Raw genomic sequence first — 1,069 nt, forward strand, 5'->3', positions numbered from 1 at the left:
GGGCTGACCGACGAGTGGCGTGCCTTCCGTGAGAAGTTGAGGATGGAGGCTGCCGAGCGGTTCGTCCTGGGCGAGGAGAACGTGGTCATCGCGCACGACCTGCGGGTCGGTGTCCGGTCGGTACAGCGCTGGCGCAAGGCCTGGTTGCAGGACGGGGCGAGGGCCCTGGCCTCGAAGGGCCCGGCGTCGTTGCCACTGCTCAGTGACGAGCTGTTCGCGGTGCTGGAGCGTGAGCTGGCGAAGGGGCCGGTGGCGCATGGGTGGCCGGACCAGACGTGGACCTTGTCACGGATCAGGACGCTCATCGGTCGGCGGTTCCACAAGAGTTACACCGTGCAGGGTGTGGCCGCGCTGCTGAAGCGGCACGGCTGGAGCTGTCAGGTGCCGGCCCGCCGGGCGGTGGAGCGGGACGAGGTGGCGGTGGCCGGCTGGGTGAAGGAGACCTGGCCGAGCGTGGAAGGACCGTGGCGGCGCTCGGGGCATGGCTCGTCTTCGAGGACGAGGCCGGCTTCTCGATGACGCCGCCCACCCGCCACACCTGGTCCCGCCGCGGCCTCACTCCTGTCGTGCGCGTGCGGGGCCGCTCCCGCCGCCGCTTGTCCGTCGCCGCTCTCGTCTGCTACAAGCACGGCGAACGCTCCCGGCTGATCTACCGGCCGTGCCCGGACGCCCGGCCAGATGGACGCAAGAGCTTCTCCTGGAAGGACTACCGCGACCTGATCCAGACCGCGCACCAGCAGCTCGGCGGCCCGATCGTGCTGGTCTGGGACAATTTGAACACCCACCTGACGGCGGGTCTGCGCCGCTACATCGCCGGACGGGACTGGCTCACCGTCTACCAACTCCCGCCTTACACACCGGACCTCAACCCGGTCGAAGGCATCTGGTCGGTACTGCGGCGCACCACCACGGCCAACCGCGCGTTCGCCGACCCGCACGATCTGATCAACGCCGTCCGGCGGGGATTACGCCAACTCCAGTACCGCCACGACGTCCTCGACGGCTGTCTCACCGGAACCGGACTCGTGCTCGCCCCACCCTGACGACATCACGCTTTCAACGTCAGTAG

Annotated in this window: 1 protein-coding gene; it reads left to right on the forward strand. The window is 69.0% G+C overall.

Going from position 1 to position 1,069, the window contains the following annotated elements; genetic code table 11:
• Positions 1-1,043, forward strand: a protein-coding gene (locus tag CTZ28_RS50095; RefSeq protein WP_472926684.1) for an IS630 family transposase whose coding sequence is annotated in 2 segments (ribosomal slippage) — positions 1-423 and positions 426-1,043 — 1,041 coding nt annotated over the 2 segments. Because the reading frame shifts where the segments join, the coding sequence is not laid out codon by codon here. This gene is flagged as partial in the annotation.
• Between the last annotated feature and the right edge of the window lie 26 nt (positions 1,044-1,069).

The organism is Streptomyces shenzhenensis (genome assembly GCF_003688995.1).
GTDB classification, from domain to species: domain Bacteria; phylum Actinomycetota; class Actinomycetes; order Streptomycetales; family Streptomycetaceae; genus Streptomyces; species Streptomyces shenzhenensis_A.